Raw genomic sequence first — 7,858 nt, forward strand, 5'->3', positions numbered from 1 at the left:
TTCTCATGGAGTGCGATGAGTTCCCGATGAAGGAAGCTGGATGCCAGCTTTCGCTGGCATGACGGAGTGAAGAACTTATCGCTGGCTTGTCATCCACGCCGGGTTGATCCACGGCTCCTGATTGGACGGCGCTACGGGCTCGCGGCCGAGGATGTGGTCGGAGGCTTTTTCGCCGATCATCAGGGTGGGGGCGTTGAGGTTGCCGTTGGTCACTTGCGGCATGATCGATGAATCCGCCACGCGCAGGTTCTCGATGCCGATGACGCGGCATTCGTGATCGACGACGGACATCGGGTCATTCGCTGAGCCCATCCGGCAGGTGCCGCAGGGGTGATAGGCGCTCTCGCAATGCTCGCGGATGAAGGCGTCGATGGCGTCATCGGAGTTGACTGCCGCACCCGGCTGGATTTCCTCGGCGGCGTATTTCTGCATGGCGGACTGCTGGAAGATTTCGCGCGTGAGGCGCACGGCGGCGCGCCATTCGGGCAGGTCTTCCGGGTGCGAGAGGTAGTTGAACAGGATTGACGGCGCCTCGTGCGGGTCCTTGCTCTTCACCCGCACATGGCCGCGCGACTTCGAGCGCATGGGGCCAACATGCACCTGGAAGCCGTGGTCGTTGAAGGCGGCGGTGCCGTCATAGCGCATGGCGGCGGGCAGGAAGTGATACTGGATATCGGGATACTCGATCCCTGCGCGCGAGCGGATGAAGCCGCAGGATTCGAAATGGTTGGTGGTGCCGAGGCCGGACTTCATCAGCAGCCATTCAGCCCCGATCATGCCCTTCGACACGAGGTTGAGCTGGGAATAGAGCGTTATCGGCTCCTTGGAGCGGATCTGGAAATAGATTTCGAGATGATCCTGAAGGTTCTCGCCAACACCCGGCAGCGCATGGACCACGTCGATGTCGGCGGCCTTGAGCGTTTCGGGCGCGCCGATTCCTGACATCTGCAGGATTTTCGGCGAGTTGATCGATGAGGCCGCGACGATGACCTCGCGCCGTGCGTGGGCCTGCCTCAGCTTGCCGCGCACATCATATTCGACGCCCACGGCCTTGCGGCCTTCGAGCAGAATGCGATGCGCGAAGGCGTGGGTGACCAGCCGAATGTTGCCGCGCTTCATGGCCGGCTTCAGATAGGCATTGGCGGCAGACCAGCGGATGCCGTTGTGGACGGTCATCTCCATGGCGCCGAAGCCCTCCTGCTGGCAGCCATTGTAGTCGGGTGTCACGGGATAACCGGCCTCGCGGCCTGCCTCGATGAAGGCCGCATAGAGCGGGTTGTCGAGGCTGCCGCGCTTCACGTGCATGGGGCCATCGGTTCCGCGCCAGCCGTCCTCTCCGCCGTGGCTGGTTTCCTGGCGCTTGAAATAGGGCAGCACATGGCGGTAGCCCCAGCCCTTGGCGCCCATCTCTTCCCAGGTGTCGAAATCCTTCGCGTGGCCCCTGACATAGACCATGCCGTTGATGGACGACGAGCCGCCCACCACCTTGCCGCGCGGCGTGGCGAGGCGGCGGCCGTTCAAGTGCGGCTCGGGCTCCGTCTCGAAGCCCCAGTTATAGAGGCTCATGTTCATCGGGTAGGACAGTGCCGAGGGCATCTGGATGAAGGGGCCGCGGTCGCTGCCGCCATATTCCAGCACCAGCACGGAATTCTTGCCGTCTTCGGAAAGGCGGTTCGCCATGACGCAACCCGCTGAACCGGCGCCGACGATGATGAAGTCGAAGGTCTCCGTTGTCATTTGCCGCGGCGGCCTGAATCTGACAGCCGCTCAAGCTCGGCGATGCGCGCCTCGGTTTCATGCCAGGACGCGTTGACGGTGGCCGCGACAAGCGCCTCGGCCACGAAAAGCGGAACGATGTTCGAGTCCCAGCTCGAAGGTGCTTCAATGCGCAAGGGGAGTGAGTGCACGGCCAGTCTCGCTATCGGGGAAATCCACTGGTCTGTAATGAGCACGACCTTGGCGCCCCGCTCTTTGGCAGAAACGGCAAATTCCAGCATGCGGGCGTCATATCGGCGGATATCGAAGAAGACGATCACGTCGTGCTTGCCGATGTCGAGCAGGTATTGCGGCCAGAACGACTGGGTGGCGGGGATGAGGCTGACGCCCGGGCGCGCCATCTGGAGGTGGGTGGCGAGATAGGAGGCGATAGCCTCGGTGATGCGCCCGCCCGCGATGTGGATCGTCCGCTTGCGGTCGGCGAGCAGCGCCACGGTCGCGTCGAAGGCGCGGTGGTCCATGAGCTTCAGCGAGCCTGAGAGATTTTCCATGGCAGCGCTGGCAAAGGTATTGAGGATATGGGTGTCGGGCGCATCCGCCGACCAGCGGTCGTGCTTTGAAATGGGGTTCTGGAGCTGGGCGGAAAGTTCGCTCCGGAGTTCTTCCTGGAATGAGGGGAAGCCGGAAAATCCAAGTTTCTTGGCGAGGCGCAGCACGGAGGGCGTGGAGACGTCGGCCTCGCGGGCGAAATCCGTGATGCTGCCCAACCCGGCCATCGGGTAGTTCGAGAACAGGGCCGCCATGAGCTTGCGCTCGGCCGCGGTCAGCTCACCCGCCATCAGGCGCAGGCGTTCGGCAACGGTGGTCGATCGCTGCTGCGGCATGATGTTCTCCCTCAACTGTGCATGGGCATTGTAACGAATTTGACAGCCCTGTTACAATCTGAAATCATTGCTTCATATCGCGACTGTTTCCCCGGAGTTTGATTGATGGGAGCCTTGCTCCAAGAGGACGAAGAAAGCCCTCTCATTGCCGTGAACGAAGCTGGCCGGTCGCCCTATGTGCTGATCTGCGAGCATGCCTCGCGGCTGATGCCGCGGAAGCTCGGGACGCTGGGCTTGTCCGAGGCCGACCTGCAGCGGCATATCGCCTGGGACATCGGGGCGGAGAAGGTGGCGCGGCTCTTGTCGCGCCTGATCGATGCGCCGCTCCTCCTCCAACGCTATTCGCGGCTGGCGTATGACTGCAACCGTCCGCCCGAATCTGCTGACGCAATTCCAGAGTTGAGCGAGACGACCGTCATTCCGGGCAATCGCAAGCTTTCGGCAGACGACAGGCTGGCGCGGGCCCGCGAGATCTACCGGCCATTCCATGATGGGATATCGCTGCAACTCGACAAGCGCGCGGCGGCGGGTGTCCGGTCGCTGGTCGTCTCCATTCACAGTTTCACGAAGATCTACAAGGACAAGCCGCGCAGCGTCGAACTCGGCATCCTGCATGACCGCGACGCCTCGCTCTCATCGAGGCTGATCAAGAGCTTTCCGAATGTCGATGCGCGCCTCAACGAGCCCTATGGGCCGAAGGACGGCGTGCTCCATTCGCTCAACATGCATGGTTTCTCGCGTGGCCTTCAACATGCCATGCTCGAGATCCGCAACGATCTGATCGACACCGAGCGGGGACAGGACGAGTGGGCGCAGCGGCTTTCCGTGCCGCTCATCCAGGCCGCCGCGAAATAGAACAGCACAGGGGAGAACGACATGATGGAAGGCATGCTGACACTCGCTCAGCTGAAGAAGGAAGTGGCGGCGGGCACCATCGACACCGTGGTCGCGGCGCTGGTCGACATGCAGGGCCGGCTGATCGGCAAGCGCTTCCATGCGAAGTTCTTCGTCGAGAGCGGGCATAAGGAGACGCATGGCTGCAACTACCTGCTCGCCGTCGACGTCGAGATGGAGCCGGTGCCGGGCTACAAGGCTTCAAGCTGGGAAAAGGGCTATGGCGATTTCGTCCTGAAGCCCGACATGGCGACGCTGCGGCGAATTCCCTGGCTGCCGGGCACTGCACTCGTGCTGTGCGACATTCTCGATCACCACACGCACAAGGACGTTCCGCATAGCCCGCGCGCGATACTCAAGAAGCAATTGAAGCGCCTCGAGGCGATGAAGATGAAGGCCTACATGGCCTCCGAACTCGAATTCTTCCTGTTCGAGGACAGCTATGCGAATGCCCATGAGATGGGCTATCGCAACCTCAAGACTTCGGCGCATTACATCGAGGACTATCACATCTTCCAGACCTCCAAGGAAGAAGACGTGATGCGCGCCATCCGCAACGGGCTTCATGGCGCGGGCATCCCGGTGGAGAATTCGAAGGGCGAGGCCGCACCAGGCCAGGAAGAGATCAACGTCAAGTATGCCGAAGCGCTGGACATGGCGGACCGGCACGCCATCATCAAGAATGGCTGCAAGGAAATCGCCTACGGTCTCGGCAAGTCGATCACCTTCATGGCGAAGTGGAACTACAATCTCGCCGGAAGCTCATCCCACATCCACCAGTCACTGTGGTCGGCCGATGGCAAGACGCCGCTGTTCTTCGACAAGACGGGCGACCATGGCATGTCGGAACTGATGCAGCACTATCTGGCAGGCCAGCTGGAGCATTCGGGCGAGATCACCTATTTCCTCGCGCCCTACATGAACTCATACCGCCGTTTCATCGCCGGAACCTTCGCGCCGACGCGCTCGGTGTGGAGCTTCGACAATCGCACCGCGGGCTTCCGCCTCTGCGGTGCTGACTCGAAGGCGATCCGCGTGGAGTGCCGCGTGGGCGGCGCCGACCTCAACCCCTATCTCGCATTCGCCGCGCTGCTCGCCGCAGGCCTCGACGGCATCGAGAAGAAGATGGCGCTGGAACCTGTGTTCTCCGGCGATGCCTATGACACATCCAAGAAGCTGCGCGACATTCCGAAGACCCTGCGGGACGCAACCGAGCGGCTCGACAAGTCGAGTTTCCTGCGCGGTGCATTGGGTGACGACGTGGTCGACCACTATGTGCACACGGCGAAGTGGGAGCAATTCGAGTATGACCGCCGCGTGATGGATCTCGATCTGAAGCGCGGCTTCGAGCAATACTGACGCGGGGCCCGAAAGTCATCAAGACGGCCCGAGACACTGGAGAAACGGCATGACGATCCCGAACCGCAACATCAATTACCCGACCGCGATCAAGTATGGCGCGGGCCGCATCAAGGAACTGGCCGAGCATTGCAAGGCAAATGGCATCAACCGCCCTCTCTTCGTCACCGACAAGGGACTGGCCTCCATGCCGATGGTCGTCGAGATCGTGGCGGACCTGAAGAAGGCCGGCCTCAAGGCTGAGATGTTCTCCGACGTGCGCCCCAACCCCGTGGAAGAGAATGTTCTCACGGGCTGCGAGGCGTTCCGTGCCGGCAAGCATGACGGCGTCATCGCTTTCGGCGGCGGCTCCGGCCTCGACGTCGGCAAGATGATCGCGCTGATGCAGGGACAGAAGATTTCGATCTTCGATCTCGAGGACATCGGCGACTGGTGGACGAGGGCGGATGCGTCCGCGATCGTTCCCATCATCGCAGTGCCGACCACCGCTGGTACGGGCTCGGAAGTCGGCCGCGCCGGCGTCGTCACGCATCCCGTCACGCATGAGAAGAAGATCATCTTCCACCCGGCCATCATGCCGAAGGTGGCGATCCTCGATCCTGAATTGACCGTGGGGCTTCCGGCAAAGCTGACGGCCGCCACCGGAATGGATGCGCTGGCGCATAATCTCGAAGCCTATTGCGCGCCCTTCTATCACCCGTTGTCCGCCGGCATTGCGCTCGAAGGCATGCGGCTGGTGAAGGAGAACCTCGCCAAGGCCGTGAAGAAGCCGAAGGACCTTGACGCACGCGGCAACATGCTGGTCGCCTCCACCATGGGCGCCACCGCCTTCCAGCGCGGCCTCGGCGCCATTCATGCCATCTCGCATCCTTTCGGCGGCCTTTACGATGCCCACCACGGCCTGCTGAACGGCATCGTCATGCCTTATGTGGTGAAGGCCAACCGCCGCAAGATCGAAAAGGACATCGAGCGCGCTGCCGCCTATCTCGGCATCAAGGGCGGTTTCAACGGCTTCCTCAAATGGATTTTGGCATTGCGCAAGGAGATCGGCATTCCGCACGCGCTGAAAGACATCGGCATCGACACCAAGCGGCTGGACGAAGTGGCGGCGATGGCCATCAAGGACCCCTCCGCAGGAGGCAACCCGATCGCCTTCACCGAGAAGCAGTACAAGGCGCTCGCCAAGAAGTGCGTCACCGGCGATCTTTGAACTGGAATACAAATTCTTGGGAACGCAAGGCGCGTGAGCTGAATTAGAGCGAGTGGCAACACAATGGCTGGGTGGTTTTTGAAGCGGCTGCTTCAGGAGGAAGCTATGTGTGACTACTCACTGGAAATGTATGGCTCGCGTCCTGCCCGTGAGGGTGAACGCTACGTAACGACCCGGTTCTCCAGCGGATCGATGGGGCTGGCGTCGCCGGGACAGCCCGGTACGGCGGTGTGCATGGCATGCGACACCAGGCTCGCAGTCTCGGACATCCCGGCCGAACTGGCGGCTCGCCATGGTTTCACCGAGCGTGAAGAGGCGATTTTCGTGCGCCTCGACTCAGGGGCCTATCGCGATGGTTTGCGCTTCTCGAATGGCGTCGAGCTTTCCCTGCAGCAGATTCCAGCCGGCGTCTCCATGGAACTGGTGCCTGCGGAACCCGTGAAGCTGCCGATCGACGAGAAGATCGAAGGCAAGCGCGAACGGCGGCCTGAACTCGTCTAGAGGCCAGGTCAGTCGCCCGGTGCATGCTCGACATGCACCTCGATCTCGGTTTCGCCTGCATTCAGGAAATCCAGGATGACGGTGAAGCGCTGATCGATCGCCAACGGACCGCGCAGCCCCATGAGGCGGAGATGCCGCGCTGTAGGGCGCATCGGGAAGGGCTTGCCGGGCTCGAGAATGAAGGATGACAGCGGCGGATCATCGTAACGGTTGTTCCGCCGCAGTTCGATCAGTGTACAGACGGATGCGCGTGCCGCCACGAGCTCATCCGTCTGCTTGCCCGTGTTGACGAGCGGAAAGAACATCTGCCCGTCGCCCGATGCTGCTGGCAATGCCCAGGCATGGCCGATGGCGATGCTGCCCTGCTTGTAGGAGTGCGCGCGGGCGCTGGCGGGAAAGGCCAGCAGGCCGGCGAGGAGTGTTCTGCGTCTCATGTCAGCGCTTTCCCCCGAAGGTGTGACCGCAGCGTGGCGAAGCCTGCGGCAATCAGGCCGGGCAAGATCAATGCTCCGTCCGTTGCCATAAATCGATGTTATCGCAAGCAGCACCATGCTCCAGTTCGGAGACAAAAAATACGTGCTGTGGATATCGCTCCCGAGAGCCCAATACACAGGGTAATTTGCGAAGATGTGAATCGATGTGCCGCTTCGGGACAATTTTCCCATCTTGACTCTCGCGGCTCGCTATGGAACAAAATAGGAACATTCTGGATATTGCAGTCATGCGTATGGGACCGGCACATCTTGCGCGGGGCGGGGATACTTGTGCCGCCGCTGCCGCTTTTCGACACGGCGATGACGTTTCACCGCTCATTGCGGCACTGCGCTCGCACATCGCGCGCATCGAGCAATCGCAGGCGCAGTTCGAGCGGCAGAAAAGCCGGAGCGCGCCGTGGATGACGGGCCTGCCCGATCTCGACCGCCATCTTCCCGAGCAGGGTCTGCTGCGCAACGGGCTGCATGACGTGTCGCCGCGCGCCTATGGCGATGCGCCGGCCGCCATGGGCTTTACGCTGGCCCTCGCACTCCGCCGCCTTGCCGACACGCAGGAGCGGAGGCCCTTCCTGTGGTGCAGGCTGGAGAGGGAGGAGCGCGAACATGGCAGGCTTTATGGCCATGGGCTCGAACGCCTGGGCCTGCCGCGCCCGCGCTTCGTCACCCTCACGCTGAAGAAGCCCCAGGCCCTGCTGTGGACCATGGAGGAGGCGCTGAAGTCCGGCGCGCTCGCCATGGTGATCGGCGATGCGGATGCGGCACACGCCGGCCTCACCGTCACGCGGCGCCTGTCGCTCGCA

General features: G+C 62.1%; 7 protein-coding genes and 1 pseudogene. 5 read left to right on the top strand and 3 right to left on the bottom strand.

Going from position 1 to position 7,858, the window contains the following annotated elements; all coding sequences use genetic code 11:
* Window positions 1-75: 75 nt before the first annotated feature.
* Both betA and ACEW8Q_RS00330 read right to left on the bottom strand, forming a co-directional pair.
* Complete coding sequence (gene betA, locus ACEW8Q_RS00325; protein ID WP_373502058.1) at window positions 76-1,737, bottom strand: choline dehydrogenase; 1,662 nt, start codon at window positions 1,735-1,737, stop codon at window positions 76-78.
* Window positions 1,734-2,600, bottom strand: a complete 867-nt coding sequence (locus ACEW8Q_RS00330) for a MurR/RpiR family transcriptional regulator (RefSeq protein WP_373502059.1) — start codon at window positions 2,598-2,600, stop codon at window positions 1,734-1,736. Before ACEW8Q_RS00330 ends, betA begins: the two co-directional genes overlap by 4 nt.
* A 105-nt stretch (window positions 2,601-2,705) precedes the next feature.
* Here ACEW8Q_RS00330 and ACEW8Q_RS00335 point away from each other — a divergent pair, with 105 nt between their 5' ends.
* The 4 genes from ACEW8Q_RS00335 (at window position 2,706) to ACEW8Q_RS00350 (ending at window position 6,564) form a co-directional block, all read left to right on the top strand.
* On the top strand, window positions 2,706-3,455 hold the full coding sequence (locus ACEW8Q_RS00335) for an N-formylglutamate amidohydrolase (protein WP_373502060.1): 750 nt from the start codon (window positions 2,706-2,708) through the stop codon (window positions 3,453-3,455).
* A 24-nt stretch (window positions 3,456-3,479) separates the two neighbouring features.
* On the top strand, window positions 3,480-4,853 hold the full coding sequence (locus ACEW8Q_RS00340; protein ID WP_373502064.1) for a glutamine synthetase family protein: 1,374 nt from the start codon (window positions 3,480-3,482) through the stop codon (window positions 4,851-4,853).
* A 49-nt stretch (window positions 4,854-4,902) separates the two neighbouring features.
* Complete coding sequence (locus tag ACEW8Q_RS00345; RefSeq protein WP_373502061.1) at window positions 4,903-6,063, top strand: iron-containing alcohol dehydrogenase; 1,161 nt, start codon at window positions 4,903-4,905, stop codon at window positions 6,061-6,063.
* 105 nt (window positions 6,064-6,168) lie between these two features.
* The gene (locus ACEW8Q_RS00350; RefSeq protein WP_373502062.1) at window positions 6,169-6,564 is read left to right on the top strand and encodes a hypothetical protein; all 396 of its coding nucleotides are present in this window, start codon (window positions 6,169-6,171) and stop codon (window positions 6,562-6,564) included.
* Window positions 6,565-6,572: 8 nt separating this feature from the next.
* Here the strand turns inward: ACEW8Q_RS00350 and ACEW8Q_RS00355 are convergent, their stop codons facing one another.
* Window positions 6,573-6,998 carry a copper chaperone PCu(A)C gene (locus ACEW8Q_RS00355; RefSeq protein WP_373502063.1) on the bottom strand — a complete coding sequence of 142 codons (426 nt, stop codon included), beginning with the start codon at window positions 6,996-6,998 and terminating at the stop codon, window positions 6,573-6,575.
* 287 nt (window positions 6,999-7,285) lie between these two features.
* On the opposite strand from ACEW8Q_RS00355, the pseudogene ACEW8Q_RS00360 reads away from it, so the two are divergent.
* Window positions 7,286-7,858: pseudogene (locus ACEW8Q_RS00360) on the top strand (hypothetical protein); the annotation flags it as partial.

This window comes from Aestuariivirga sp., from assembly GCF_041738905.1.
Lineage (GTDB): Bacteria > Pseudomonadota > Alphaproteobacteria > Rhizobiales > Aestuariivirgaceae > Aestuariivirga.